Origin of the sequence: Micromonospora sp. NBC_00821, from assembly GCF_036347035.1 — a bacterium.
Taxonomy (GTDB): domain Bacteria; phylum Actinomycetota; class Actinomycetes; order Mycobacteriales; family Micromonosporaceae; genus Micromonospora; species Micromonospora hortensis.
The window spans coordinates 1,581,230-1,606,597 of record NZ_CP108880.1; the positions used below are offsets into that span (position 1 = coordinate 1,581,230).

25 protein-coding genes and 3 tRNA genes are annotated in these 25,368 nt (G+C 71.6%); 18 read left to right on the plus strand and 10 right to left on the minus strand.

Features of this window, described 5'->3' with window-relative positions; genetic code table 11:
- Positions 1–28: 28 nt before the first annotated feature.
- Positions 29–1,042: a ketol-acid reductoisomerase gene (gene ilvC, locus OHB44_RS07390; RefSeq protein WP_238684655.1), complete on the plus strand. Its 1,014-nt coding sequence runs from the start codon at positions 29–31 to the stop codon at positions 1,040–1,042.
- A gap of 390 nt (positions 1,043–1,432) precedes the next feature.
- Positions 1,433–3,031 (plus strand): phosphoglycerate dehydrogenase, encoded by a 1,599-nt coding sequence (serA, locus tag OHB44_RS07395; RefSeq protein WP_238684654.1) that lies wholly within the window; start codon positions 1,433–1,435, stop codon positions 3,029–3,031.
- Positions 3,032–3,106: 75 nt separating this feature from the next.
- Here serA and OHB44_RS07400 read toward each other — a convergent pair whose 3' ends face one another.
- On the minus strand, positions 3,107–3,463 hold the full coding sequence (locus tag OHB44_RS07400; RefSeq protein ID WP_091393184.1) for a hypothetical protein: 357 nt from the start codon (positions 3,461–3,463) through the stop codon (positions 3,107–3,109).
- 309 nt (positions 3,464–3,772) lie between these two features.
- The gene (locus tag OHB44_RS07405; RefSeq protein WP_238684652.1) at positions 3,773–4,615 is read right to left on the minus strand and encodes an FAD:protein FMN transferase; all 843 of its coding nucleotides are present in this window, start codon (positions 4,613–4,615) and stop codon (positions 3,773–3,775) included.
- A gap of 228 nt (positions 4,616–4,843) precedes the next feature.
- Here OHB44_RS07405 and OHB44_RS07410 point away from each other — a divergent pair, with 228 nt between their 5' ends.
- Positions 4,844–5,875 carry a 3-isopropylmalate dehydrogenase gene (locus tag OHB44_RS07410; protein ID WP_330440026.1) on the plus strand — a complete coding sequence of 344 codons (1,032 nt, stop codon included), beginning with the start codon at positions 4,844–4,846 and terminating at the stop codon, positions 5,873–5,875.
- Between the two features lie 156 nt (positions 5,876–6,031).
- Entirely contained in the window at positions 6,032–7,129 is a 1,098-nt protein-coding gene (locus tag OHB44_RS07415; RefSeq protein ID WP_238684651.1) for a branched-chain amino acid aminotransferase, read from the plus strand.
- A gap of 51 nt (positions 7,130–7,180) precedes the next feature.
- On the opposite strand, the gene OHB44_RS07420 is transcribed toward OHB44_RS07415, so the two are convergent.
- The 4 genes from OHB44_RS07420 to OHB44_RS07435 all read right to left on the minus strand — a co-directional run bounded on the left by OHB44_RS07420 (position 7,181) and on the right by OHB44_RS07435 (position 9,276).
- Positions 7,181–7,951 carry a tyrosine-protein phosphatase gene (locus OHB44_RS07420; protein ID WP_330440028.1) on the minus strand — a complete coding sequence of 257 codons (771 nt, stop codon included), beginning with the start codon at positions 7,949–7,951 and terminating at the stop codon, positions 7,181–7,183.
- A 55-nt stretch (positions 7,952–8,006) separates the two neighbouring features.
- A complete protein-coding gene (locus tag OHB44_RS07425; RefSeq protein ID WP_330440030.1) occupies positions 8,007–8,465 on the minus strand; it encodes a PRC-barrel domain containing protein in 459 nt (152 codons plus the stop codon).
- 83 nt (positions 8,466–8,548) lie between these two features.
- Positions 8,549–9,079 carry a carboxymuconolactone decarboxylase family protein gene (locus tag OHB44_RS07430; RefSeq protein WP_330440032.1) on the minus strand — a complete coding sequence of 177 codons (531 nt, stop codon included), beginning with the start codon at positions 9,077–9,079 and terminating at the stop codon, positions 8,549–8,551.
- Positions 9,080–9,081: 2 nt separating this feature from the next.
- Positions 9,082–9,276, minus strand: coding sequence for a hypothetical protein (locus OHB44_RS07435; protein ID WP_330440033.1), 195 nt, complete (start codon positions 9,274–9,276; stop codon positions 9,082–9,084).
- A 316-nt stretch (positions 9,277–9,592) separates the two neighbouring features.
- Between OHB44_RS07435 and cimA the strand changes: the two genes are divergently transcribed.
- Entirely contained in the window at positions 9,593–11,176 is a 1,584-nt protein-coding gene (gene cimA / locus OHB44_RS07440) for a citramalate synthase (protein ID WP_238684646.1), read from the plus strand.
- A 144-nt stretch (positions 11,177–11,320) separates the two neighbouring features.
- Here cimA and OHB44_RS07445 read toward each other — a convergent pair whose 3' ends face one another.
- A complete protein-coding gene (locus OHB44_RS07445) occupies positions 11,321–12,298 on the minus strand; it encodes an endonuclease/exonuclease/phosphatase family protein (RefSeq protein WP_442932689.1) in 978 nt (325 codons plus the stop codon).
- 341 nt (positions 12,299–12,639) lie between these two features.
- On the opposite strand from OHB44_RS07445, the gene OHB44_RS07450 reads away from it, so the two are divergent.
- The 7 genes from OHB44_RS07450 (at position 12,640) to arfB (ending at position 18,229) form a co-directional block, all read left to right on the plus strand.
- Positions 12,640–13,146 carry a hypothetical protein gene (locus tag OHB44_RS07450; RefSeq protein WP_210786399.1) on the plus strand — a complete coding sequence of 169 codons (507 nt, stop codon included), beginning with the start codon at positions 12,640–12,642 and terminating at the stop codon, positions 13,144–13,146.
- Positions 13,147–13,432: 286 nt separating this feature from the next.
- On the plus strand, positions 13,433–14,482 hold the full coding sequence (locus tag OHB44_RS07455; RefSeq protein WP_238684645.1) for an AAA family ATPase: 1,050 nt from the start codon (positions 13,433–13,435) through the stop codon (positions 14,480–14,482).
- Positions 14,479–15,492 carry a DUF58 domain-containing protein gene (locus OHB44_RS07460; protein ID WP_266303446.1) on the plus strand — a complete coding sequence of 338 codons (1,014 nt, stop codon included), beginning with the start codon at positions 14,479–14,481 and terminating at the stop codon, positions 15,490–15,492. The genes OHB44_RS07455 and OHB44_RS07460 overlap by 4 nt, the downstream gene beginning before the upstream one ends.
- A complete protein-coding gene (locus OHB44_RS07465) occupies positions 15,489–16,448 on the plus strand; it encodes a VWA domain-containing protein (RefSeq protein ID WP_238684643.1) in 960 nt (319 codons plus the stop codon). Before OHB44_RS07460 ends, OHB44_RS07465 begins: the two co-directional genes overlap by 4 nt.
- A 38-nt stretch (positions 16,449–16,486) precedes the next feature.
- Positions 16,487–17,374 (plus strand): S1C family serine protease, encoded by an 888-nt coding sequence (locus tag OHB44_RS07470; RefSeq protein WP_238684642.1) that lies wholly within the window; start codon positions 16,487–16,489, stop codon positions 17,372–17,374.
- Between the two features lie 98 nt (positions 17,375–17,472).
- Complete coding sequence (locus OHB44_RS07475) at positions 17,473–17,769, plus strand: hypothetical protein (RefSeq protein WP_238684641.1); 297 nt, start codon at positions 17,473–17,475, stop codon at positions 17,767–17,769.
- Positions 17,770–17,803: 34 nt separating this feature from the next.
- The gene (arfB, locus tag OHB44_RS07480) at positions 17,804–18,229 is read left to right on the plus strand and encodes an alternative ribosome rescue aminoacyl-tRNA hydrolase ArfB (protein ID WP_238680798.1); all 426 of its coding nucleotides are present in this window, start codon (positions 17,804–17,806) and stop codon (positions 18,227–18,229) included.
- 64 nt (positions 18,230–18,293) lie between these two features.
- Here the strand turns inward: arfB and OHB44_RS07485 are convergent, their stop codons facing one another.
- Together OHB44_RS07485 and OHB44_RS07490 are read right to left on the minus strand one after the other, a co-directional pair.
- Positions 18,294–19,160, minus strand: coding sequence for a 3-methyladenine DNA glycosylase (locus tag OHB44_RS07485; RefSeq protein WP_330440037.1), 867 nt, complete (start codon positions 19,158–19,160; stop codon positions 18,294–18,296).
- A 34-nt stretch (positions 19,161–19,194) separates the two neighbouring features.
- Entirely contained in the window at positions 19,195–20,724 is a 1,530-nt protein-coding gene (locus OHB44_RS07490) for a hypothetical protein (protein ID WP_330440038.1), read from the minus strand.
- Between the two features lie 174 nt (positions 20,725–20,898).
- On the opposite strand from OHB44_RS07490, the gene OHB44_RS07495 reads away from it, so the two are divergent.
- The 4 genes from OHB44_RS07495 (at position 20,899) to OHB44_RS07510 (ending at position 22,336) form a co-directional block, all read left to right on the plus strand.
- Positions 20,899–21,702 (plus strand): fumarylacetoacetate hydrolase family protein, encoded by an 804-nt coding sequence (locus tag OHB44_RS07495; protein ID WP_091393135.1) that lies wholly within the window; start codon positions 20,899–20,901, stop codon positions 21,700–21,702.
- 108 nt (positions 21,703–21,810) lie between these two features.
- Positions 21,811–21,882 (plus strand) — tRNA-Gln (locus OHB44_RS07500).
- A 134-nt stretch (positions 21,883–22,016) separates the two neighbouring features.
- A tRNA-Glu gene (locus tag OHB44_RS07505) sits at positions 22,017–22,089 on the plus strand.
- 174 nt (positions 22,090–22,263) lie between these two features.
- Positions 22,264–22,336: transfer RNA gene (locus OHB44_RS07510), tRNA-Glu, on the plus strand.
- A 172-nt stretch (positions 22,337–22,508) separates the two neighbouring features.
- On the opposite strand, the gene OHB44_RS07515 is transcribed toward OHB44_RS07510, so the two are convergent.
- Positions 22,509–23,195 carry an IclR family transcriptional regulator gene (locus OHB44_RS07515; protein WP_007456408.1) on the minus strand — a complete coding sequence of 229 codons (687 nt, stop codon included), beginning with the start codon at positions 23,193–23,195 and terminating at the stop codon, positions 22,509–22,511.
- Positions 23,196–23,244: 49 nt separating this feature from the next.
- On the opposite strand from OHB44_RS07515, the gene leuC reads away from it, so the two are divergent.
- Positions 23,245–24,690, plus strand: coding sequence for a 3-isopropylmalate dehydratase large subunit (leuC, locus tag OHB44_RS07520; RefSeq protein WP_238684638.1), 1,446 nt, complete (start codon positions 23,245–23,247; stop codon positions 24,688–24,690).
- Positions 24,691–24,704: 14 nt separating this feature from the next.
- Positions 24,705–25,292 (plus strand): 3-isopropylmalate dehydratase small subunit, encoded by a 588-nt coding sequence (gene leuD / locus OHB44_RS07525; protein ID WP_266303442.1) that lies wholly within the window; start codon positions 24,705–24,707, stop codon positions 25,290–25,292.
- Positions 25,293–25,368 lie beyond the last annotated feature (76 nt).

Consider the following 25,368-nt stretch of genomic DNA (forward strand, 5'->3'; position numbering starts at 1 on the left):
CCGGCCGTCGTACGAAAGGGAAGTTCTCATGAGCGTTGAGGTGTACTACGACGACGATGCCGACCTCGGCCTGATCCAGGCCAAGAAGGTCGCGGTGATCGGTTACGGCAGCCAGGGCCACGCCCACGCGCTGTCGCTGCGTGACTCCGGCGTCGACGTGGTGATCGGTCTGCCGGAGGGCTCGAAGAGCCGTCCCAAGGCTGAGGAGCAGGGCCTGCGAGTGGTCACGCCCGCACAGGCCGCCGCCGAGGCCGATGTGATCATGGTGCTCGCACCGGACACCGCCCAGCGCGGGATCTACGCGGAGTCGATCGCCCCGCACCTCGCCCCGGGCAAGGCGATCTTCTTCGGCCACGGCTTCAACATCCGGTACGGCCTGATCAAGCCGCCGGCCGAGGTGGACGTCGCGATGGTCGCGCCCAAGGGCCCCGGTCACCTGGTCCGCCGCCAGTACAGCGACGGCAAGGGCGTGCCCTGTCTCGTCGCCGTCGAGCAGGACGCCAGCGGCAACGCGCTCGCGCTCGCCCTCGCGTACGCCAAGGGGATCGGCGGCACCCGCGCCGGCGCGATCAAGACCACCTTCACCGAGGAGACCGAGACCGACCTCTTCGGCGAGCAGGCGGTGCTCTGCGGCGGCGCCTCGGCGCTGGTGCAGACCGGTTTCGAGGTGCTCACCGAGGCGGGCTACGCCCCGGAGATCGCCTACTTCGAGTGCCTGCACGAGCTGAAGCTGATCGTCGACCTCATGTACGAGGGCGGCATCGCGAAGATGCGCTACAGCATCTCCGACACCGCCGAGTACGGCGACCTCTCCCGTGGCTCGCGCATCATCGACTCCCGGGTCAAGGACGAGATGCGCAAGATCCTGGGTGAGATCCAGTCCGGCGAGTTCGCCCGCGAGTGGGTCGCCGAGGACGAGGCCGGCCGGCCCAACTTCACCAAGTGGCAGGCCGAGGGTGCGGCGCACCCGATCGAGGAGACCGGCAAGAAGCTGCGCGGCATGATGAGCTGGGTCGACCGCCCGATCACCGAGACCGCCTGACCCGTTCGAACGACGATCCACCGACAGCCCCAGGGCTGGCGCTCTCCCCAGCGCCGCCCCGGGGCTGCCCGGCATGCTGCCGCCCGTCGATACGTCGGGCGGCAGTGCTCGTGCGCCACGACTCTCCCGGACTGACCGGGTGACCGACGCCGTCGGTGCTCGGCGCGGCCGGAGAACCGTGTCGGTGCGGTGAACGGCCGATGTCCGTCGCCCGACCGGGCGTGTGAGGGCACTCACCCCGAAGACCGGAACACGCCGACCAGCGGGGCCCCTACGATCGCCTGTAGGTGCAGCAGCCGGCACCTGACGGCCACGGCACGGATCAGCGCAGGGCGCAGTGCGGCGCCCCGCCGCCCGGGCCGATCGCAAACACGACCTCTACGAGGACCGATGAATCCTGTCGTACTGATCGCCGAAGAACTCGCCCCCGCCGCCATCGAGGTGCTCGCCCACGACTTCGACGTCCGTCACGTCGACGGCACCGACCGTCCGGCCCTGCTCTCGGCGCTCTCCGAGGCCAACGCCGTCATCGTGCGCAGCGCGACCCAGATCGACGCCGAGGCGATTGCTGCCGCGCCGCGACTGAAGGTGGTCGCCCGGGCGGGCATCGGACTGGACAACGTCGAGGTGCCGGCCGCCACCGCGCGGGGCGTCATGGTCGTCAACGCGCCCACCTCCAACATCGTCTCCGCCGCCGAGCAGGCCGTCGCGCTGCTGCTCGCCGTCGCCCGCAACACCGCGAGCGCCAGTTCCGCGCTCAAGGCGGGGGAGTGGAAGCGGTCGAAGTACACAGGCGTCGAGGTGCAGGGCAAGACCGTCGGCGTGGTCGGGCTCGGTCGTATCGGGGTGCTCTTCGCACAGCGCATCGCCGCTTTCGGCACCCGGCTGATCGCGTACGACCCGTACATCCAGCCGGCCCGTGCGGCGCAGCTCGGCGTCCGCCTGGTCGGGCTGGAGGAACTGCTGCGGGAGAGCGACTTCATCTCCATCCACCTGCCGAAGACGCCGGAGACGGTGGGCCTGATCGGTGAGAAGGAGTTGGCGCTCGTCAAGCCCGGCGTTCGCATCATCAACGCCGCCCGTGGTGGGCTGGTCGACGAGCAGGCGCTGGCGGACGCGATCGCCGAGGGCCGGGTCGCCGGCGCCGGCGTCGACGTGTACAGCAAGGAGCCGTGCACCTCGTCCCCGCTGTTCGCCTTCGACAACGTGGTGGCCACCCCGCACCTGGGCGCCTCCACCCACGAGGCGCAGGACAAGGCCGGTCTGGCCGTGGCCAAGAGCGTCAAGCTGGCGTTGCAGGGCGAGTTCGTTCCGGACGCGGTGAACGTGCAGGCCGGCGGCGTGGTCGCCGAGGACGTTCGGCCGCTGCTGCCGCTGGCGGAGAAGCTCGGCCGGGCGTTCACCGCGGTCGCGGGCGGGGTCGCCGCCAGCGTCACCGTCGAGGTTCGCGGTGAGATCGTCAGCCACGACGTGTCGGTGCTCAAGCTCGCCGCCACCAAGGGCCTGTTCAGCTCAGTGGTCGAGGAGCAGGTCACCTACGTCAACGCCCCGCACCTGGCCGCCGAGCGTGGCGTCGAGGTCACCCTGGCCACGCTGGCCGAGACGGCCGAGCAGCCGACCCTGGTCACTGTGCGCGGCGCGCTGCCGGACGGTCGGACGGTCAGTGTCTCCGGCACTGTCACCCACTCCGGTGCTCGGGACGTGCTGAAGCTGACCGAGGTGGACGGCTTCGACGTGGAGATCGGCGCGGAGGGCATCCTGCTCTTCCTGCGCTACGCCGACCGGCCCGGTGTGGTCGGCACCGTCGGTACCCTGCTCGGCGAGTCGGGCATCAACATCGCCGCCATGCAGGTGGCTCGTCGGGAGGCGGGCGGTGAGACGCTGATGACGCTCACCGTCGACCAGGCGCTCGGCGCCGACCTGCTCACCTCGGCCGCCGAGTCGATCGGCGCCACGGCGGCCAGCGCCGCCGACCTGCGCGACGAATAGTAGACGACAAACACCGTGGGGGGCCTGGCGATTCGCCGGGCCCCTCGTCATTTCCCGTCCGTGCCGCCGTTCAGGTCAGCCGGGCAGTCGCGCCGGCGGCGGGTAGACCGAGCCGTCCTGCGGGTCGAAGAGCATGAGCCCGTGCTCGCCGGCCAGCCGCTCGATGTCCAGTAGCACCTGGTCCGCGCAGGTCGGGTGCAGGTTCAGCTCGACGTGGTCGTGGGCCGCGTGCAGCGGCGCCACCGCCCACGGGCTGTTCGGGCCGGGGTGACGGTCCGGATAGGAGGCGGTGATCGCCCGGTAGAAGCTGACCACCCGCGGATCGGGATAGCGATCCACGTGCCGCCCCTGCCGGCAACCGTTGACCGCTGTCCGCACGTCCTCGGGCGTCGCCCCGTCCTCCAGGGCCCACACGCTCAGATCGAAACTCACGGCGGATAGCGTGCCATCCGCCGTTCAGCATGTCGAAACTGCCTCGCCGCCGGTCAACCACCGATCACCGCGTGCTCCGGTCACGACGGTCCGGTGTGGAGACTCTTGCGTCGAGTTGCGTCGATTCGCTAGCGTACGCACTGCGGTCACTGGCCGAGTTCGAGGCGCCGGCCCGTCTTCGGGTGGCGCGGTCGACGTCCGGCCCGACCGGTCCGCACCCCTCGGTTGTGCGAGCCACGCGCACTCGTCGCTGACCGGCCCTCACGGTCGTTGCCGAGACCGTGGGGGCCGATCGCGCGCCCGACCGGCTCAGCGACGGTGTGCGAAGAGCGCGCGATAGTCGGAGTTGCCCCGGAACCACGCCAGGCCGGTGGGGCCGGCGGCGTAGAGCGCCGTGGCGTAGGCGTCGGCGATCGTCAGGTCGGGGCCCACCACTGTGGCGGCGACGAGGTGGTCGGCCGGCTCGCCGGTGTGCGGGTCCACCACGTGGCCCTGCCGCCCGGTCACCCCGGAGGTGCCGATCGCGCCGGCGGTCATCTCCAGCACCAGCGGCGCGCGCTCGGGTGCGGTCGGATGGTGCACAGCTACCCGCCACGGTCCGCCGTGCGCCGCGCGGCCCCGGACGACGAGGTCGGCGCCGGCGAGTACGGCGTAGTCGTGGATGCCGGCGGCGCGCAGTCGCTCGGCGGCGCGTTCCACGGCCCAACCGCCGAGCAGGCCGCCCGGGTCGAAGCCGCCGGGCACCGCCCAGGCGTCGAACCACCCGTCGGTGGCCGCGCGCATCGCGGCGCAGCGGTCCACCAGGTCGGCGAGCGGCGGGTACGACTCCGGGCTGATCTCGCCCCGACGCAGCCGGGAGACCAGGCTCTCCGGTCGGTTGGGGCCGTAGGTGAGGTCGATGGCGCGCAGCTCGGCGACGCTGTCCCGCAGCGCCTCGCCCACGCCCCGGCGACCGAGCCACTCAGGGGCGTTGAGCAGCAGTGTGTACTCGGCGGTCGCGGTGCGTACGGTGTGCTGCACCGCGATCCGGCCCTCGGTGGCCGCGGCCGGGTCGATCCGGTGCCGACGGCTGCCGAGTCGAAGGTCCGGCCGGCGGTTGCGGAACGCGGACGGGTCCGGCCAGCGTGTCCGTGGCTGCTCGTCGATGCGCATCGCATCTGCCCCCTCGCACATGGCGCCGCGTCACCGCGACCCCGTTGGTCAGCGGGCCCCCGCGACCCACTGAGCACTACCGTAGGCAGCGGAGATGACCGCCCCATGAGTCCCAGCTGAGAGGGTGCTGTGCATTCCCGCATCCCAAATTGTGGACGCTGCGTACCGGGAGGCGGGACAGCGACGTACCGTTGCCCGGACGGAACCGTTGAGCAGAGGAGTGCGGTCGTGGCGCGGATCGCGGTGGTGGCCGGAGACGGCATCGGGCCCGAGGTGGTCGCGCAGGCCCGCAAGGTCCTCGACGCGGTGCTGCCCGACGTGCAGGCCACCGAGTACGACCTCGGCGCCGCCCGCTGGCACCGTACCGGAGAGGTGCTGCCCGACTCGGTGCTGACCGAGTTGGCCGGGCACGACGCGATCCTGCTCGGCGCGGTCGGTGACCCGACGGTCCCGCCGGGTGTGCTGGAGCGTGGGCTGCTGCTCAAGCTCCGTTTCGCCTTCGACCAGTACGTCAACCTGCGCCCGTCCCGGCTCTGGCCCGGGGTCGCCGGCCCGCTGGGCAACGTGAAGCCGGGCGAGGTCGACCTCGTGGTGGTGCGCGAGGGCACCGAGGGGCTCTACGCCGGTGCCGGCGGTTCCCTGCACCGGGACACCCCGGCCGAGGTCGCCACCGAGGAGAGCCTGAACACCCGGCACGGCGTGGAGCGGGTGATCCGCGACGCGTTCGCGCGCGCCGGCCGCCGGGAGCGGCGCAAGGTCACCCTCGTGCACAAGACCAACGTACTCACCCACGCCGGGTCGCTCTGGGCGCGCACGTTCGACGCCGTCGCCGCCGAGCACCCGGACATCGAAACCGAGTACCAGCACGTCGACGCGGCGGCCATGTTCCTGGTCACCCAGCCGCAGCGCTACGACGTGGTGGTCACCGACAACCTCTTCGGCGACATCCTCACCGACATCGCCGCGGCCGTCACCGGTGGCATCGGGCTGGCCGCCAGCGGTTGCATCAACCCCGAGGGGGCGTACCCCTCGATGTTCGAGCCGGTGCACGGCTCGGCGCCGGACATCGCCGGGCAGGGCGTCGCCGACCCGGTCGCCGCGGTCCTCTCCGCCGCGCTGCTGTTGGAACAGCTCGGGCACAGCGAGTCGGCCGCCCGGGTCAACGCGGCGGTCGCCGCCGAGCTGGCCAGCCGGGTGCCGGGCGTGACGCTGCGTACCGAAGAGGTCGGCGACCGGCTCGCCGCCCACGCCGTAGCCTGATCGCCCCGGCCCGAGTGGCGACCGGCCTCTGAGGCGGATCTGCCACGGGCAGCCCGACCGGCGCTACCCGCTTAACGACCGTTCGGGGTAAGTTTCTGGCACAGCCATGTCGGTGTGCGGTCCCGCATGCCGTTGTTCCGCAGGGAGGTCAGCGCGATGAGCGGTGGCGACAAGATCGACTTCGAGATCCGTCCGAATCTCGCGCCGGTATCCGCCGCCGATCGGGCCGCACTGCTGACCAACCCCGGGTTCGGCAGGGTCTTCACCGACCACATGGTCACCGTCCGCTACGCCGACGGCAAGGGCTGGTACGACGCCCGGGTGGAAGCCCGTGCCCCGATCCCGATGGACCCGGCCAGCGCCGTGCTGCACTACGCGCAGGAGATCTTCGAGGGGCTCAAGGCGTACCGCACTGCCGACGGTGGCGTGACGATGTTCCGGCCGGACGCCAACGCGGCCCGCTTCGCCACCTCAGCGCAGCGGATGGCGATGCCGGTGCTGCCGCCGGAGGTGTTCGTCGACTCGCTGCACAAGCTCATCGAGATCGACCGGGAGTGGATCCCCACCGGCGAGGACGGCAGCCTCTACCTGCGGCCGTTCATGTTCGCCAGCGAGGTCTTCCTCGGCGTCCGCCCGGCCAACGAGTACCTCTACATGGTGATCGCCTCACCGGTCGGGGCGTACTTCACCGGTGGCGTCAAGCCGGTCACCGTCTGGGTCTCCCCGGACTACACCCGGGCCGCGCCCGGTGGCACCGGCGCGGCCAAGTGCGGCGGCAACTACGCCGCGTCGCTCGCCGCCCAGGCGGAGGCCATCGAGGCCGGCTGCGACCAGGTCGTCTTCCTGGACGCGGTGGAGCGCCGGTTCGTCGACGAACTGGGCGGCATGAACGTCTTCTTCGTCTACGACGACGGCACTGTGGTCACCCCACCGTTGACCGGCACGATCCTGCCGGGCATCACCCGCGACGCCGTCCTCGCGCTGGCCGGCGCAGCCGGGCACCAGGTCGAGGAGCGGCCGGTCAGCTTCGCCGACTGGCAGGCCGACGCCGCCAGCGGACGCCTTCGGGAGGTGTTCGCCTGCGGCACCGCCGCGGTGGTCACCCCGATCGGTGGGGTCCGCTTCCCGGACGGCGAGTTCCTGATCGGTGGTGGCGAGCCCGGTCAGGTCACCATGGCCCTGCGTCAGCAGTTGGTCGACATCCAGCGGGGCAAGGCGGCCGACCCGCACGGCTGGGTGCAGCGGGTCTTCTGATCTCCGTCGCTGTGCCGGCCCGTCCACCCGGACCGGCCGGCACAGTCGGCCCTACGCGTCGGTGGGCTGCGCCTTGGTGGGCTCGTCGAGCAGGTGGTCGCGGAGCGCGGCGAGCTGCTCGTCGGTCACCCCGGCGTGGCGCAGGTACGCCTCGACCGAGCCGTGCCCCGCGCGCAGCTCGTCCAGGAAGATCTGCATCGCCTCGGCGGGGGAGGCCAGGAACGGCGCCGGCACCTCCACTCCGTCCGGGTTGATGGAGGCCAGCCAGGCGCTGTACCGGGCCGACGCCTCGCTGCTCAACGCGTAGTCCGCTGTGATGTCAGCGTCGTCGACGCCAAGCACGGCGAGGGTCAGCGCGCAGACGATGCCGGTGCGGTCCTTGCCAGCCACGCAGTGCACGACCACCGGGGCGTTGGCGGAGTCGGCGATCAGCCCGACCGCCTCGGCCAGCCCGGCCGTGCCGGTCTGGGCCAGGTCGGCGTACCGGTCCGCGAGGTACCGGGCCAGGCTCGCGCCCTCCTCGTGCGGCACGCCCGCCCAGTCGTCGTGCTCCGGGTGGATGTGCCGGTAGGTCAACCCCTCGTATGCCGGCACCCGGCCGTCCCGCTCCACCTCGGTGGGGCGGCGCAGGTCGATGACGGTGCGGACGCCGATCGCGACGAACGCGTCGCGGTCCTGTTCGGTGAGGCGGTGCAGCGAGTCGGAGCGGTAGAGGCGGCCACGGCGTACGGGTCGGCCGCCGTGCCCGAGGTAGCCGCCGGCGTCGCGGAAGTTGAAGGTGGCGGGGAGCGGAATCTGTCGGCTGTCGTCGATGGCGTCCACGCCCTCACGGTAACGGCCGGTGGGACAGTGCCCCACCGGCCGTCGGGTCGAACAGTCACCGTGCGGTGCCGGGCGGGAGCGCGCCGTACGTCTCGTCGTAGTAGCCACCCAACTGGTCCCGGTAGCTCGGGTCGCTGTGGCTGGTCTCGTCGTACTCCGGGGCGGCCTTGATCTGGTCCCGGGTCCGGTCGACGGAGACGGTGCGTTGGTCGTGGTCGACCTGGTTGACGGTGCCGGCCGGCAACATCACCTTCTTGCCGAAGATCCAGGGCCCGGTGTCCACGACCAGGTAGCTGCCGCCCACCTCGTGACTGGCGCTGTCGATCTTGCCGACTCCACCGTCGGTGGCCTCGACCTTGTAGCCGACCAGGTCGACGTCGGCCACGCCGGCCTGGTCCCGGTAGCGCCAGGGGTCGAACGTGCCGGCCGGCGCGCCGCCGGGCACCGCGCCCTGGTCGCCGCCGCGCAGCGGGTCCGGCCCGGCGTGGGTGGCGTGCGGATCGATCCTGTCCATGCCGTTCACTCCTGACTGTCACCGATCAACTCATGTCTCCGCAGGAGCTACCCGGCCGTCGGGGGCCGGAAACGGCGGCAGGCTCAGGCCAGGGCGGCCTCGGCGTCCAGGGTGACGGCGGCGGCGTGCACCACTGCGGAGATCCGCAGGGCCTCGTGCAGTTGCTCCCGGGTGAAGCCGCTGGCGCGCAGCTTCTTCTCGTGCAACTCCAGGCACACCTCACAGCCGGCGATGGCCGACACGGCGAAACACCAGAACTCGAAGTCGCCCTTGTCCACCCCCGGCCTCGCGATGATCTGCATCCGCAGTCGGGCCGGCATCGAGGCGTACTGCTCGTCGCCGATCAGGTGCTTGGCCCGGTAGTAGATGTTGTTCATCGCCATGATCGCCGCGGCGCCCTTGGCCGCCTCGACGCCCTCCGGCCCGAGGTGCCCGAGCGCGTCGGCCGCGATCTCCCGCAACACGACAGGGTTGCGAGCGGTGACCGCACTGGCCAGCGCGGTGCCCCAGGTCTGAGCCGGGGTCAACGCCGAGGAACCGATGGTGGAGCCGAGGTTGAGCCTGATGTCCCTGGCGTACTCCGGCAGGGCTGCCTTGATCGCGTCCAGGCCCATGGTCAGACTCCGGCGGCGGGGGTCTCGTCGGCGATCTCCGTCGGGCTGATGGAGGTGAAACCCATCGGCCCGACGAAGACCACGCACCACGTGCCCTCGTGGGACGTGTGGCTGATCGTCCTGGACGCGTTGTTGGCACCCAGCGATACGCAGGCGGCGGGTCCGTGCTCAGGTAAGCGGTCACTGACGGTGAGCACAGGTCCTCCTTGCAGACGGCACGGTGGCCATCATCGGATCCGTTCCAGATGCTTCCGCATCGCTGTTTCCGCCAATGGGTGGCCCGGTGGCTTGTGAAGCCGATCACGAGCGGCGGTTCGGGGCGAACGAACCCTCCATCACCATCCCGCTATGTGGATTGTTCCTCCCACATACAGGGGAGGGGTGGCAGAGTGGCCATCGTGACCAGCACCGCCCTGATTATTGCGACCTAGCGCGCCGGCTCTCCCCTCTGCCGAGCGCGCAGACCTCCCGCATCCGCGGGAGGTCTTTTTGTTGCTCCGAGAAAGGATCCTGATGACGTTCCAGGTCTTCGACACCACGTTGCGCGACGGCGCCCAGCGCGAGGGGCTCACCTACTCGGTGGTCGACAAGCTGGCAGTGGCCCGGCTGCTCGACGAGTTCGGCGTCGGCTTCATCGAGGGCGGCTGGCCGGGCGCGGTGCCCAAGGACACCGAGTTCTTCCGCCGCGCCCGCACCGAGCTGGATCTCCGGCACGCCGTGCTCGTCGCGTTCGGCGCCACCCGCAAGGCCGGCGTCGCGGTCGCGGACGACCCCCAGGTACGCGCCCTGCTGGACGCGCAGACCCCGGCCGTGGCCCTGGTCGCCAAGGCCGACAGCCGGCACGTCGAGCGCGCGCTGCGCACTACCGGCGCGGAGAACCTCGCCATGATCCACGACACTGTCAACCACCTCGTCCGCGAGGGACGACGGGTCTTCGTCGACGGGGAACACTTCTTCGACGGCTATCGGCACGACCCCGCGTACGGCGCGGCAGTGGTGCAGACAGTGCTCGCCGCCGGCGCCGAGCGGATGGTGCTCTGCGACACCAACGGCGGCATGCTGCCGTCCCAGGTGACCGCCGTGATCCACGACCTGACGACCAGGCTGGGGATCGACGCCGCGCTGCTCGGTATGCACGCCCAGAACGACACCGCCTGCGCGGTGGCCAACACGATCGCCGCCGTGGAGGCGGGCGTCCGGCACGTGCAGGGCACCGCCAACGGGTACGGCGAGCGTCCGGGCAACGCCGACATCTTCGCCGTCGTCGCCAACCTCCAACTCAAGCTCGGCATGCCCGTCCTACCGGAGGGCTGCCTGGAGCAGATGGTGCGGGTCTCGCACGCCATCGCCGAGATCGCCAACATCGCCCCCGACACCCACCAGGCGTACGCCGGGGCCGCTGCCTTCGCCCACAAGGCGGGGTTGCACGCGAGCGCGATCAAGGTCGACCCGTTGCTCTACAACCACGTGGATCCGTCGGTGGTGGGCAACGACATGCGGATCCTGATCACCGAGATGGCCGGCCGGGCCAGCGTCGAGCTCAAGAGCCGTGAGCTCGGCCTGGACCTGGCCGGCAGCCCCGAGGCGCTGACCCGGGTCACCAAGCGGGTCAAGGAGCTGGAGGCGGGTGGCTGGTCCTTCGAGGCGGCCGATGCCTCCTTCGAGCTGCTGGTCCGCTCCGAGCTGCCGGAGGGCAGCCCGGCCCGACCGTTCACCCTGGAGTCGTACCGGGTGCTGGTCGAGCATCGCGAGGACGGCGCCGTGGTCTCCGAGGCGACTGTCAAGATCCGGGTTCGCGGTGAGCGGGTCATCGCCACCGCCGAGGGCAACGGCCCGGTCAACGCCCTCGACGAGGCGCTGCGGGTGGGGCTGGCGCGGCACTATCCGCAGCTGCGCGACTTCGAGTTGGCCGACTACAAGGTGCGCATCCTGGAGGGCAGCCACGGCACCGGCGCGGTCACCCGGGTCCTGCTGGAAACCTCCGACGGCGGCGGCCGGGACTGGACCACTGTGGGCGTCCACCCCAACGTGGTCGAGGCCAGCTGGCACGCCCTGGTAGACGCCCTCACCTACGGCCTAGCCCCCACCCCCGTCTAACCCGCTGCCTCCCCGCCCCCACCCCCCACTTCCGCGATCTTGCACTTTGTGTCGACGGTCTGCGGCTTTTGTCGCTGATGCCGGGACAGTAAGTGCAAGATCGACGAGGTGGGGTGGGGCCGGGGTGGGGTTAGGGGTTAGGGGTTAGGGGAGGGTGAGGGTGGCTTGGACGGGGCGGTGGTCGCTGCCGGGCAGGGTGAACACCTGGACCGAGCGGACCGCTATCCGGTGGTCGACCAGGACGTGGTCGATGGTGACGGGTGGGATGAGGTCGCCGTCGTACGGACCCCAGGTGCCGGTCAGGCCCTCTCCGGTGGCATCGGCGGCGTCGACGTAACCGCTGCGCAGCAGGGCCCGCAGTGGACCGTGGTCGAGGGTCGCGTTGAAATCCCCGGCGAGGATACGCAGACCACCGTCCGGGGTGGCCGGTGGTTGGGCGGTCAGGTCGGCACGCCACGCACCCACCTGGTCCAGCGCGTACGGCGCTGAGGGGTGGGCCGATTCGACGCGGACCGCGGGCCCGCCGGGGACGGACACCGTCGCGTACGCCTGGCTGAAGCCCCAACCTTCGAGGTTGCGTCGGACGCCGCCGTCGGTGATCGGCCACCGCGAGTAGAGCCCGGAGCCGGGGGTGCCGATCTCCGGGTTGAGCTGCCGGTGCGGCAGCAGCGTGGCGAGGCCGAGTCGATCCAGGGCGGCCTGCGCGTCCGGGGTGAATTCCTGCACGGTGAGCACGTCCACCTGGTGTCGCCGGACCAACTCCACAAGTGTCCGCGCGTCGCCGGCGCCGGCGAGCAGGTTGGCCGTGAGCAGCCGCACGGTCGGCCCGGCCGCCGCCGGCTGCGGGTTGGCCAGCGCCCGAGGTGCGACGGTGCCGAGCAACGCCACCGCTGCCAGGGCCGCGAGCGCCGCCGGCCACCAGCGCCGCAGGGCGAGCGCGAGGGCAAGGACCAGCACGCTGACCCCCGCGACGTACGGCGTGAAGGCGAGCGCCTGCACCAACGGCCCCCGGTCCAGGCCGAGCAGTCGGGCCGCCGCCCAGAGGGCGGTGGGTACGACGGCAAGCCAGCAGAGCACCGTGCCGAGCCGAGCGTTCCGGTGCGCGGGTGGAGCGTCGACGATCACGACGGTGATCGTAGTCGGCCCCGACGAACCCATTTCATGAATGGCGATGCGCTCACCTTTCACAATTATCTGACGGTTGGTTGACACCCCGGAAAAGCGAGATCAACTATTGACTGGCGGCTTTTTCCGGTGCTACGTTCCATCTGGCTTAAACGACGCAACTCTGAGTAGTAACAGCAGCTCAGAGGGGATGAAGATTGGTGGAAAATCAATCTCATTGGGTGTGAGCGAGGCAGCTTTCCCCCGCCCAACTGTCGTCGTACGCCTATTTATGGGCAGTCATCCGTCCCGCCCCGCGGGTCGGCCGAATTCGCACGGTCACACAAGGGGGACCTGTCATGAGCACATCCTTCCGACGCAAGGTGGCGGCGGTCACGTTCGCTGTCCTGGGGCTCAGTCTCGCCGGCGGGGGCATCGCTATCGCCCAGCCGTCCGCGAAGGCGCCGCAGGAAACGGTCCAGCCGGCACGCGGCACGAACTCCCAGCCGCCGGTCAGCGCCGAGTCGGCGCGCATCGCGAAAGCAGCGCTGAAGGCGAGTGCGGCCACCCCACTGGTGGCCACAAACGTCTTCACCGTCGTCAACTCCAACGGCACCAAGGCGCGCGGCGGCGGCACCGTGGTCAAGTACGGCGTCGGGGAGTACGAGGTGATCTTCGGTCACACCGTCTCGGCTGGTGCCTTCCTGGCCACCCTCTCCCTGTCCGGCTCCTGCTGCATTCCGCCGGGTGGGGAGGTCTCGGTCGCCCCGCGGCTGCTGACGCCCAACGCGGTCTTCGTGCAGACCCGCAACTCGGCCGGGACGCCGGCCAACCTGGGCTTCACCCTGCTCACCCACACACCCTGACCGAACCGACACCCGGCCCCCGTCGCCTCCGGCGCGGGGGCCGGACCCTGTCCGCCCGGCGCGCGCCGCCCGCCCGGATCGGCAGCCCAGGAAGCGTCGGGCCCTCCTCGACCGGTTCGTGCCGGTCGGGCGCACACTGGCCGATCCCTCGCCGGTTGTCCGTGACTCGGCAGGCTCGCGACGGTCGTCACCCTTCCGCGCGGCTCATCCCCATTCCGGCCACTCAGGGCCGGTCCCTGCCGCACAATCCCACGTTTGTCGAGCGTGTGCCAGGGAAGCAAGCACCGTGACGGACATCTCGGACACCCTGGCCAGCATGCCCAGCCCGGTCGATCCGGAGCCGACCGGCATCGAGCTGGAACAGACCCTCTTCGAGGTCAAACGCGTGATCGTCGGGCAGGATCGCCTCGTCGAACGCCTGCTCACCGCCCTGGTCGCCAACGGACACTGCCTCCTGGAGGGAGTACCCGGCGTGGCCAAAACACTGGCCGCGCAGACCCTCGCGACGGTGGTCGGCGGCACCTTCTCCCGGATCCAGTTCACCCCGGATCTGGTGCCCTCCGACATCGTCGGCACCCGGATCTACCGGGCGTCGAAGGAGACCTTCGACATCGAGCTGGGCCCGATCATGGCCAACATGGTGCTGGCCGACGAGATCAACCGGGCCCCGGCCAAGGTCCAGTCGGCGCTGCTGGAGGCGATGGCCGAACGGCAGGTCTCGATCGGCGGGCGCAGCTGGCCGGTCCCGGAGCCGTTCCTGGTGCTGGCCACCCAGAACCCGATCGAGTCCGAGGGGGTCTACCAGCTCCCGGAGGCACAGCGTGACCGGTTCCTGATGAAGGTGGTGGTCGACTACCCCAGCGACGCCGACGAGCTGGCCATCCTCTACCGGATGAGCACCGACCGGCCCACCCCGCGCCAGGTGCTCGACGCGCAACGGCTGCGGGACCTCCAGCTCCACGCCGAGCGGGTCTTCGTCCACCACGCGTTGGCCGAGTACGTCGTGCGGCTGATCCTCGCCACCCGCGACCCCGGCCGGTTCGGGCTGCCGGAGATCGCCCCGCTGTTGGCGTACGGGGCCAGCCCCCGGGCCACCCTGGGCCTGGTCGCGGCTGCCCGGGCACAGGCCCTGCTGCGAGGGCGGGAGTACGTGCTGCCCGAGGACATCCGCGAGCTTGCCGTCGACGTCCTCGCCCACCGGCTGGTGCTCTCCTTCGACGCGGTGGCCGACGGGGTGTCGGCCGAGAGCGTGGTGCGACGGCTCGTCGAGGCGGTACCGCCGCCCCGGCTTGCCACCGGACACCCGCAGCAGGCACCGGATCTGGCGGCGGCATGAGACGCGCCGCCGTCGCGCCCGCCGACCCCGGCCTGGCCGAGCTGGCCCCGGACCAGCGCCTGCGCCGCCTGGAACTGACCGTCACGCGCCGACTGAACGGTCTGCTGCACGGCCAGTACCGTGGTCTGCTGCCCGGTCCCGGCAGCGAACCCTCCGGCAGTCGCGAATACCGACCGGGCGAGGACGAGGTCCGCCGGATGGACTGGGCGGTGACCGCCCGGACCGCAGTGCCGCACGTCCGGCAGGTCGACGCCGACCGGGAGTTGACCACCTGGCTGCTCGTCGACGGCACCGCCAGCATGGAGTTCGGCACCGCCGAGCTGGACAAACGGGAACTGGCCGTGGCTGCCGTCGCGGCGGTCGGCTTCCTGACCGCTGGCGTCGGCAACCGCCTCGGCGCCCAGGTGCTGCGCGCCGACGGGGTACGCCGCTTCCCGGCCCGCAGCGGGCGTACCCATCTGCTCTCCCTGCTCCGCGCGCTGCTCGCCGCCCCCCGGGCCACAGCGCCCCCCGACCGGCCGGGGCGTGGGCCGGCGACCCGACCGCCCGATCTGGCCGACGGGCTCGACGCGCTGCACCGGATCGCCAACCGGCGTGGGCTGGTCGTGGTGGTCTCCGACTTCCTCGACGGCCTGCCCGACGACCCCGGCCAGACAGCGCCCTGGGAGCGGACCATGCGCCGGCTGGCCGTCCGGCACCAGGTGCTGGCGATCGAGGTCACCGACCCGCGGGAGCTGGAACTACCGGACGTCGGCCTGATCACGCTCGTCGACCCGGAGACCGGCCGACACCGCGAGGTGTGCACATCGGACCGTGGGCTGCGCGAGCGGTACGCCGAGGCCGCCACCGCCCAGCGCGAACAGGTCCACCAGGCGCTGCGCCGCAGCGGGGCCACCCATCTGCCGCTGCGCACCGACGGCGACTGGAGCGCGGACATCGTCCGGCACGTGCACGCCCAGCGTCGGCTGGCCGCCGCGCCGGCCGGCCGACACCGGGGAGGTGCCGCGTGATCTGGCAGTCGCCGCTGCGGCTCTGGCTGCTGCTCGGCGTGCTCGCCCTGGTCGTCGCGTACCTGGTGCTGCAGCGGCGACGCAGCCGGTACGCGGTCCGCTTCACCAACCTGCGGCTGCTGGACCGGGTGGCGCCGGAGCGGCCCGCCTGGCGTCGACACGTACCGGCCGGGCTCTTCCTGGCCATGCTGGCGCTGCTCGTGGTCGGCTTCGCCCGTCCGAGCGCCGAGGTCCGGGTGCCCCGGGAACGGGCCACTGTGATGGTGGCGGTGGACGTCTCCACGTCGATGCTCGCCACCGACGTCGAACCGGACCGGTTGGCCGCGGCGAAGGAGGCCGCCCGGCGATTCGTCGAGGGCCTGCCCGACGAGTTCAACGTGGGTCTCGTCGCGTTCGCCGGCAGTGCGGCAGTGCTGGTGCCCCCGGGCACCGACCGGGACGCCCTCGACGAGGGGATCGACAGGCTCGCCGAGGGCATCACCGGTGTCCAGGGCACCGCGATCGGCGAGGCCATCAACACCTCACTCGGCGCGGTCAAGAGCCTGGACAGCGAGGCTGCGAAGGAGACACCACCCGCCCGGGTCATCCTGCTCTCCGACGGCGCCAACACCTCCGGGATGGACCCCATGGAGGCGGCCGCGGAAGCGGTGAAGGCGGAGGTGCCTGTGCACTCGATCTCGTTCGGCACCCCGTCCGGCTTCGTCGACAGGGGTGGACGGCCCATCCAGGTGCCGGTGGACGGACAGACCCTCAAGGCGGTCGCCGAGGAGACCGGCGGCATGTTCCACGAGGCCAGCACCACCGACGAGCTGCGGGCCGTCTACGACGACATCGGCAGTTCGGTCGGCTACCGCACGGAGCGGCAGGACATCTCGGCCCGGTTCATCGGCCTCGGACTGGTGTTCGCGATGGGCGCCGCCGCCGGCTCGATGCGCTGGTTCTCCCGACTGCCCTGATCGCCGCGCACAACCGACGTCGACAGTGAGGAGCACGCATGGCAGTGCAGACCGGACTGGGCGAACCGCGCGGTCCCTGGTTCATCTCACCGGAACTCGGCCCGGACGGGCGCGGGTGGTGGGACACGCCCGAGCGCGACCCGGGCGGGCGACGGCCCGGGCGGCTGCTCGCCGTGTTGGCAGTGGTGGCGGTCTCGGCCGTCTCCGGTGCTCTCGCCGGCGGCGTGGTGGCCAGCCGGGACGGGGCTGGTGGCCCGGCCGCGGCGTCCGCCGCCCCGGTGCCCGCCGAGCTGGTCACCGCGGCCGAGCGGACCGTACCCGGGGTGGTGTCGGTGCTGGCCGGCGGATCCAGGACCGGCGGATCCACGACCGGCGGATCCACGACCGGCGGGTCCGCGACCGGCTCCGGCTTCGCGGTGGACGACCAGCAGCACCTGATCACTAACGACCACATCCTGGCCAAGGCAGGTGGCGGGCCGGTGACAGTGGAGCTGCCCGACGGCCGCCGGTTCGCCGCCGAGGTCGTCGGACGGGAGCCGCGCAGCGACCTGGCGGTGCTGAAGGTGCCGGCATCGGCCGGTCTCACCCCGCTGCCCCTGGCCAAGCCGGGCGCGACCCGGGTTGGTGAGCCGGTGCTCGCGGTGGGGTCGCCGCTCGGTCTGGCCGGAACTGTCACCGCGGGCATCGTCAGCGCGCTCGACCGGGAGGTACGGCTCGGCAACAACCGGCACAGCGCTGTGCAGACCGACGCGTCCATCAACCCCGGCAACTCCGGTGGACCACTGGTCAACGCCCGCGGGGAGGTGGTCGGGGTGAACACCGCCATCGCCACCATCGACGGAAACGGCTCGATCGGCATCGGGTTCGCCATCCCGATCGACCAGGTGCAGCAGACCGCCGACACCATCATCGGCAAGGGCGGCTGAGCTGCCCGAACGCCCCCACGGGGGCCACCACTGTCAGATATCCGGCCAGACGGCATCGGACCATGGAAATATTACGCTCGGTATGGATACTGGCGGAGGTGGAGCGTCCTCTTCTCACGGTCCTCCTGCTGGTGGGCCTGGTCATCGGATGTGCAGTGGGGTCGGCGTACACCCGGGCACGGCGCGGGTGGAACGATTACCAGACCGTCAAGAAATCGGTGCCAGGCGCCCGCCGGGGCGCCTGGTCGCTGATCCGTGGCGTCGTCGTGAAGGCCGCGGTGATCGGGGTGCTGCTCTTCGGCGCTGTGGCGTACGCGGCCGTCGGCTCCGACGAGGAGACCGCCGGGCCGGTGCCCAGCCAGTCCCCGACGCAGAGTGAGCCTCCGCACCGATGACCCCCGGCGGGTCGTCGCGGGTTAGCCTCGGGGCGTGGACGACGGACTGCGGGTGACCGACCGGTGGGTCGTCCCCGCCGGGGAGCTACGGGAGCGCTTCTCCCGCTCGTCGGGGCCGGGCGGGCAGGGTGTGAACACCGCTGACTCCCGGGTCGAGCTGAGCTACGACGTGGCCAACTCGCCGGCCGTGCCCGAGTGGTTGCGGTCGCGGGCGCTGGACCGGCTGGCCAACCGCCTCGTCGACGGGGTGCTGACGATCGCCGCCAGCGAACACCGGGCCCAACTGGCCAACCGGGAGGCGGCCCGGGCCCGGATGACCGCCCTGCTGCGGGAGGCCGCAGCGCCCCCACCGCCGACCCGCCGAGCGACCCGCCCGTCCCGCGGGGCCAAGGAACGCCGGCTGGCCGAGAAGAAACGCCAGTCCCAGCGCAAGCGGGACCGCCGCGCCGACGACGACTAGCCCGCGACGACGACCAGCCCGCGACGGCGACCCGTTCGGGACGGCGACCCGCCCGGAACGGCGACTAGGCCGGGACGGCGGCGAGTAGCCGGTCGCGCAGCACGGCGGCCCGCTCGGCGAACCCGCGCTGCGCCGCCGCGTACTCCGCCCGGCCGTCCGGAGTCTCCACCCGCACCGGCGGGTAGCCGAGCGCCGCCAGGTCGTACGGGCTGGCCCGCATGTCCAGCGTGCGGATGTCCCGGGCCAGGTCGAACGCGTCGGCCACCAGCTCCGAGCAGACCAACGGCGACAACTTGTACGCCCACTTGTACAGATCCATGTTGGCGTGCAGGCAGCCCGGCTGCTCGTGCGCGTGCTGCGTCTCCCGGGTCGGGGTGAGCAGGTTCAGCGGGCGGGCCGGCGCGGTGAAGAACCGGAACGCGTCGAAGTGGCTGCACCGCACGCCCCGCTCCTCGACGACCTCGGCGGTGCGCTCCGCGCTGAGCCGCAGCGGCCAGGAGTTGTGCCGCAACTCCTCCCGGGTCTGCCGGTAGACCATCGCCCACTCGTGCATCCCGAAGCAGCCGAAGTGCGGCGCCCGGCCCCGCGTCGCCTCCAGCAGGGAGCGGATCCAGGCGATCGACTCGCCGCGCCGCGCGCGTACCCCAGCGGTGTCGAGGGTGACCCCGGCGGCGCTGGCGCGGTAGTCGCGGCCGAACTCGCCCGGATCGGCGTCGCGCAGCTCGACCCCGGGTCCCGGATGCCAGCGACGCAGCTGGGCCGGGCGGTGCGAGTAGTAGGTGAACAGGAAGTCGGCCACCGGATGCCGCTCACCGCGTCGTCGCCGGGCCAGGTGCGGCGTCAGCCAGACGTCGACCCGCTCCTCGTGGGCCCGCCGGCGGGCCCGCCACCGCGCCGCGTCGAGCACGGCGGGGGCGAGGGCGGCGGTCACGCACCCAGGGTACGACCGCCGCCCGCACACCCGGTCAGGGCATCTGCACCCGGACCCCGGCGGAGAACACCCCGCTGCGCAGCTCCAGCTGCTGGGGCGGGTCCCGCCCGTCCACGGTGAAGACCAGCGGGAGCACCATCCGGGTGCCCGCCGCCATCGGGTCGGCGAAGACGTCCCGGCCCAGGTTCGCCGTCCGGGTGGCCGACTCGTCGGTGCTCACCCAGCGCCCACCGGGCAGGTACGCCCGTTGCAGCTCGCTGTGCCAGGGCTGGTGCTCGCCGGTGACGTTGCGCACACCCACTGTGGCCTCGCAGCGTCGCCCGTTGGCCGGTGCGGCACCGCCACCGTCGGGCTTCCCGGCGGTGCCGGGCGCGCCGCAGGTCATCCGGTACACGGTGAACTCGAACGCCGACTCGCGCAGCGGCACGCCCAGCGACCCGTTGACCCCGGTGCCCACCCACGCGCCACTGGTGGGCTGCTTCTGCGTGTCGATCGCCGCTACCTGCCGGGTCGCCGTCCAACCCGCGGTGCCGACCACGCCGGCCAGCACCACGACGGCGGCGCCCACCAACATCCAGACCGGTGGGGTACGCCGACGCCGTACCGGACTCGGGGCTGCCGGGCGCGGGTAGACCGTCCCGCGGTCACCCTCGCCGCCGCCGGTGGACAACGCGGCAGCCGTCACCCGACGCCCGCGCCGACGTCGCCACACCCACACCAGGGCGGCGCTGATCAACAGCAGGACCGCCAAGCCGGCGAGCAGCACCGGGTAGCGGCGCCACGCCGGCGCCTCGCTCACCTCGGCGGCCGGTACCGCTGCCGCCCGCCAGGTGGCCGTGGCGCAGTCGTACGGCCGGCTGCCGTCGCTGGTGAACGCGCAGGTCGGCGCGGTCAGTGGCCGGCCCGGCGCGGTCGTCGCGAGCGCGGTGCCCAGGGTGGTGGTGCTGTGCGCGGGCAGCCGCAAGCGCCAGGTCACCTCGGTGGCCGATCCGCCGGCCGGGGTGGACCGGCCACCACCGCTGATAGCTGTCGTCGACGAGCCCGGCGGCAGTTCCTGGCGCACAGTGGTCTCCAGCGGAGAGTTGCTCACGTTGCGCACCTGGATCCGGTACCTCGGCGCCGGGCTGCTCTCCGTCGCTACCGCCACCGTGACCTGTTGCGGGGGCGCCGACGCCGGTGCCCGGGTCGGTGGTGCCATCGCCGGTGGCGCCGACGGCGGGGTGGGCTCGGTCACCCGCGCGACCATCGCCAGCGGCGGCCGGGTTCCCGCTGATGCTGGTGTGGCGGCCGGTGGTGGTGCGGCCGCTGGTGGTGCGGTCGCTGGTGGTGCGGCCGCCGTTGGTTGTGGCGTGGCGGCCGGTGGTCGTGGTGCGGCCGCCGTTGGTTGTGGCGTGGCGGCCGGTGGTCGTGGTGCGGCCGCCGTTGGTTGTGGCGTGGCGGCCGGTGGTCGTGGTGCGGCCGCCGCCTCCGGAGCCGCCGACGGCAGGGCCGGCACGGCGGCGAGGATGCCGAGGCAGTGCACGAACACTGCGAGGGCTCTGTGGTGTCGTGTCGATGCAGGCATACGAACGAACCTCCGGAGCCGACGCTAGGGGCGAGCCGCCTCCGTGCGGGTACGAAGTCGAGAAGTCCGCGCCGGTCACCTCCAGCTCCGATAGGGTGCCGCGCGCTGACAGGTTGAGCACACCCGAGCGCCTGTCCTGGCCGGTTGGGGCGCCGTCGGCGCTAGATTGGCCGGGTGCGTATCGCTCGTTTCGCCCATGCCAAGGGAATGTCGTTCGGTGCCGTCGAAGGCGAAGCGGAGGCTGGGCCGCAGGGCCTGACCATCGCCGAGATCGAGGGCCACCCGTTCGGCAATCTGTCCTTCAGTGGGGCCCGCTGGGCCCTCTCCGACGTCCGGCTGCTCTCGCCGATCCTGCCCAGCAAGGTCGTCTGTGTCGGCCGCAACTACGCCGACCACGCCGCCGAGCTCGGCAACGAGGTGCCCAAGGAGCCGCTGCTCTTCCTCAAGCCGTCCACCTCGGTGATCGGCCCCCGGGACGCCATCCGGCTGCCGATCTTCTCCAAGCAGGTCGAGCACGAGGCGGAGCTGGCGGTCGTGATCGGGGCGCCGGGTGCGCGTCGGGCCGACCGCGCCGCCGCCGAACGCGCCATCTTCGGCTACACCTGCGCCAACGACGTCACCGCTCGTGACCTCCAGCGTTCGGACGGGCAGTGGACCCGGGCCAAGGGCTTCGACTCGTTCTGCCCGATCGGCCCGTGGATCACCACCGGGCTGGACGTCTCCGACCTGGAGATCCGTTGTGAGGTGGGTCGCAACCCGGAGGAGATGGAGGTGCGCCAACTCGGCCGGACGAAGGACATGGTCTTCGACGTGCCGGGCCTGGTGTCCTACATCTCGCACGTCATGACTCTGCTGCCCGGCGACGTGGTTCTCACCGGCACTCCGGCCGGGGTTAGCCCGCTTGTCGAGGGGGATACGGTCACCGTGCGGATCGACGGCATCGGCGAGCTCACCAACCCGGTGGTGCCCGTCGCCTGATCCGTCTGATGCCCCTGCTTCCGCAGCTCACGGGCGGTTCGGGGGGATCGGATTTGGCCTGTCGGTACCGGGAGGGTAAAGTTCACTCCCGGCACCGCAAGGGGCCAATGGGGTATGGGGTAATTGGCAGCCCGACTGATTCTGGTTCAGTTAGTCTAGGTTCGAGTCCTGGTACCCCAGCGCTGCTGGAATTCGCGAGAATTTCCAGACGCTGGATTCTGACGGAGTTCGACTCCGCCCCTCCGGGGGCGGAGGGTGGTCTTCGGTAGAGTGCAGCTCCTCCACCGGTAAGGTGGGGGAGCAAAAGTTGTTCTGGCCCCGTCGTCTAGCGGCCCAGGACGCCGCCCTCTCAAGGCGGTAGCGCCGGTTCGAATCCGGTCGGGGCTACAGCGTGCACAGCCCGTCTCACCTCGTGAGGCGGGCTGTTTCGTGTCCGCCGCCGGGCCCGTTCCGGCCCCCCGCCGGGCCCTCGGGTGACAGCACACCCCGCGCTCGTGCCCGGGTACGGTGCCGCTAGACTACATTCGCACCGCCCGCGAGGGTGGTGAACGGAAAAGTTCTGGCCCCGTCGTCTAGCGGCCCAGGACGCCGCCCTCTCAAGGCGGTAGCGCCGGTTCGAATCCGGTCGGGGCTACAACCAAAGGCTCATCTCGCGACGCGAGATGAGCCTTTCTCGTCCCTCGACCCCGCCCCCGTCCCCCCACCCCAGGCCCGCACCCCTCGTTCCCCGGTTGATCATGAAGTTATTGTCACGACACGCCGAGGTGGGTGGCAATAACTTCATGATCAACGCGGGCACTGGGGGGTTAGAGGCCGGATAGGCGTTGGCCGGCTCTTACTACGGCCATGGCGTGGCGTTCGCCGGGGCGGCGGCCCAGGCGCTCGATCGGGCCGGAGATGCTGACCGAGGCGATGACCCGGCCGGTGCGGTCGCGGATCGGTGCGGAGACGCTCGCCACACCGGCCTCCCGCTCGGCGACGCTCTGCGCCCAGCCGCGTCGGCGTACCTCGGCGAGGGTGCGGCCGGTGAACTTGCTGCGCGGCAGCAGCGGCATCACCGCCTCCGGCGGCTCCCAGGCGAGCAGGATCTGGGCCGCGGAGCCGGCGGTCATCGGCAGCACCGAGCCGACCGGAACGGTGTCCCGTAGGCCGCTGGCGCGTTCCGCCGCCGCCACGCAGATCCGCTCGTCGGCGCGGCGCAGATAGAGCTGCGCGCTCTCGCCGGTGGCGTCGCGCAGCGCGGCCAGCAGCGGCTCGGCGGCGGTCAGCAGAACGTCCGGTGCGGCGTTGGCCAGCTCGCCCAGGCGGGGGCCGGGCCGCCATCTGCCCTGGGTGTCACGCACCAGCATTCGGTGGATCTCCAGGGCCTGGGCCAGGCGATGTGCTGTGGCCCGGGGCAGCTTGGTGCGTTCGACGAGTTCGGCCAGGCTGGCGCCGTCCACGCAGGCGGCCAGGATGACCACCGCCTTGTCGAGAACGCCGACACCGCTCATACTGTGTCCCACAAGCCGAAACTTACCTCCCAGAATTTAGGATGTCCAGATGGTGGGAGTCACTCCTGAGCCGAGGACCCTGGCCGAGAAGGTCTGGGACGCGCACGTCGTACGGTCCGCCGCTGGTGAGCCGGACCTGCTCTTCATCGACCTGCACCTGCTGCACGAGGTGACCAGCCCGCAGGCCTTCGACGGGCTGCGGCTCGCCGGGCGCCGGGTGCGTCGTACCGACCTGACCCTCGCGACCGAGGACCACAACACCCCGACCGGGTACGCCGACCCGGCGTTCCGCCTCCGCCGTGGTGACCTGCTCACCATCGAGGACCCCACGTCGCGTACGCAGATCGAGACGTTGCGCCGCAACTGCGCCGAGTTCGGCGTGCGACTGCACCCGCTCGGCGACGACAACCAGGGCATCGTGCACGTGATCGGCCCGCAGCTCGGTCTCACCCAGCCGGGCCTGACGATCGTCTGTGGCGACTCGCACACCGCCACCCACGGCGCCTTCGGCGCGCTCGCCTTCGGCATCGGCACCAGCGAGGTGGAGCACGTGCTGGCCACCCAGACGCTGCCGCAGAGCCGGCCGAAGACGATGGCCGTGAACGTCACCGGCCAGCTCGCGCCCGGCGTGACCGCCAAGGACCTGGTGCTCGCGCTGATCACGCAGGTCGGCACCGGTGGAGGTCGGGGGCACATCGTCGAGTACCGCGGCGAGGCGATCCGCTCCCTCTCCATGGAGGGGCGGATGACCATCGCCAACATGTCCATCGAGTGGGGTGCCAAGGCCGGCATGATCGCGCCGGACGAGACCACCTTCGCGTACCTCAAGGGTCGACCGAACGCGCCGCAGGGCGCGGACTGGGACGCGGCGGTGGAGTGGTGGCGGACGCTGCCCACCGACGACGGCGCGCGCTTCGACGCCGAGGTGACCCTGGACGCCAGCCAGATCACCCCGTTCGTCACCTGGGGCACCAACCCCGGGCAGGGTGCGCCGCTGAGCGCCCCGGTGCCGGACCCTGAGGAGTTCACCACCGACTCGGAGCGCACTGCCGCCCGCCGGGCCCTGGAGTACATGGACCTTCGCCCCGGCACCCCGCTGCGGGAGCTGCCCATCGACGTGGTGTTCGTGGGGTCCTGCACCAACGGCCGCCTGGAGGACCTGCGGGCCGCCGCCGACGTGCTGCGTGGCCACCGGGTCGCTGACGGCGTCCGGATGCTCGTGGTGCCCGGCTCCGCCGCCGTGCGCGAGGCCGCCGAGGCCGAGGGGCTGGACAAGGTCTTCGCCGACGCCGGGGCCGAGTGGCGGTTCGCTGGCTGTTCCATGTGTCTGGGGATGAACCCCGACACGCTGAAGCCGGGCGAGCGCTCCGCCTCCACCTCGAACCGCAACTTCGAGGGCCGTCAGGGCCGGGGCGGACGTACCCACCTGGTCTCCCCGCCGGTGGCCGCCGCCACCGCAGTGGTCGGCCGGTTGGCCGCCCCCGCCGACCTGTAGAAGGGACCGACGAGATGGACAAGTTCACCACCCACACCGGCACCGCCGTGCCGCTGCGCCGGTCCAACGTGGACACCGATCAGATCATCCCCGCCGTGTACCTCAAGCGGGTGACCCGGACCGGCTTCGCCGACGGGCTGTTCAGCGCCTGGCGGGAAGATCCGGCATTCGTGCTCAACGATGAAAACTATTCTGGGGCGTCGATCCTCATCGCCGGCCCGGAGTTCGGCACCGGCTCATCCCGGGAGCATGCCGTCTGGGCGCTACGGGACTGGGGCTTCCGTGCCGTGGTGGCCCCGCGCTTCGGTGACATCTTCCGCGGCAACGCCCTCAAGGAAGGTCTGTTGCCGGTCGAGTTGGAATTGAAAGCCGTCGAAGAGTTGTGGGACCTGGTCGAGGCGGATCCCACCACTGCGGTGACTGTCGACCTGACCACCCGCCAGCTCCGGGCGGGGGACGCTAGCTGGTCCTTCCCGCTGGACGACTTCAGCCGTTGGCGGCTTCTGGAAGGCCTCGACGACATTGGACTCACCCTCCGCCACGCCGCCGACATCGACTCCTACGAGGCGCGCCGGCTGCCGTTCCTGCCCTCCGTCGCATAGCCGTTAGGCCGCCCGCACAGCGGATTTCACCCCCATCGGTCCATCCGGTGGGGGTGAATCCGTTACGACACAAGGG

Coding starts and splice junctions, on each gene's coding strand:
- ilvC (WP_238684655.1), top strand. CDS start 29: ATGAGCGTTGAGGTGTACTACGACGACGATGCCGACCTCGGCCTGATC.
- serA (WP_238684654.1), top strand. CDS start 1,433: ATGAATCCTGTCGTACTGATCGCCGAAGAACTCGCCCCCGCCGCCATC.
- OHB44_RS07405 (WP_238684652.1), bottom strand. CDS start 4,615: ATGCGCATCGACGAGCAGCCACGGACACGCTGGCCGGACCCGTCCGCG.
- OHB44_RS07415 (WP_238684651.1), top strand. CDS start 6,032: ATGAGCGGTGGCGACAAGATCGACTTCGAGATCCGTCCGAATCTCGCG.
- OHB44_RS07425 (WP_330440030.1), bottom strand. CDS start 8,465: ATGGACAGGATCGATCCGCACGCCACCCACGCCGGGCCGGACCCGCTG.
- OHB44_RS07430 (WP_330440032.1), bottom strand. CDS start 9,079: ATGGGCCTGGACGCGATCAAGGCAGCCCTGCCGGAGTACGCCAGGGAC.
- cimA (WP_238684646.1), top strand. CDS start 9,593: ATGACGTTCCAGGTCTTCGACACCACGTTGCGCGACGGCGCCCAGCGC.
- OHB44_RS07450 (WP_210786399.1), top strand. CDS start 12,640: ATGAGCACATCCTTCCGACGCAAGGTGGCGGCGGTCACGTTCGCTGTC.
- OHB44_RS07460 (WP_266303446.1), top strand. CDS start 14,479: ATGAGACGCGCCGCCGTCGCGCCCGCCGACCCCGGCCTGGCCGAGCTG.
- OHB44_RS07470 (WP_238684642.1), top strand. CDS start 16,487: ATGGCAGTGCAGACCGGACTGGGCGAACCGCGCGGTCCCTGGTTCATC.
- OHB44_RS07490 (WP_330440038.1), bottom strand. CDS start 20,724: ATGCCTGCATCGACACGACACCACAGAGCCCTCGCAGTGTTCGTGCAC.
- OHB44_RS07515 (WP_007456408.1), bottom strand. CDS start 23,195: ATGAGCGGTGTCGGCGTTCTCGACAAGGCGGTGGTCATCCTGGCCGCC.
- leuC (WP_238684638.1), top strand. CDS start 23,245: ATGGTGGGAGTCACTCCTGAGCCGAGGACCCTGGCCGAGAAGGTCTGG.
- leuD (WP_266303442.1), top strand. CDS start 24,705: ATGGACAAGTTCACCACCCACACCGGCACCGCCGTGCCGCTGCGCCGG.